The following is a 298-nucleotide window of genomic DNA, read 5'->3' as shown; positions in this document are numbered from 1 at the left end:
AATAATCAAAGGAAAGTTCCAGAGATAAGGGAGAGAAAATTTTTGCGTAATAAAGTTTACAACTCAGCTGTTGAAGTTGGAACGATAAATGTAAATATGCTACCAACCGGAATTTATTATCTTGATGTCTCAATCACAGAGGCAGATGGTTCACTTCTTGCTGAAAACAGGAGAAAATTTTTCATCTACAATCCCGAAATTGCGCCAAAAATTGATACGACAGTGATTGTATCTGAATTGCTTGGTATTTCAGAAGAAGAACTTGACGATGAATTTCAAAAAGCTGGTTATATTTCAA

The 298-nt window shown here is 34.2% G+C and carries 1 protein-coding gene; it reads left to right on the top strand.

Going from position 1 to position 298, the window contains the following annotated elements:
• Positions 1–298: hypothetical protein (locus AWW83_RS09910; protein ID WP_159421159.1), on the top strand; the 298-nt coding region annotated here is incomplete at both ends.

Origin of the sequence: Candidatus Chryseopegocella kryptomonas, from assembly GCF_001536065.1 — a bacterium.
Taxonomy (GTDB): domain Bacteria; phylum Bacteroidota; class Ignavibacteria; order Kryptoniales; family Kryptoniaceae; genus Kryptonium; species Kryptonium kryptomonas.
Note: the sequence above shows the minus strand (reverse complement) of the source record. Positions and strands in the feature narration are given on the sequence as shown.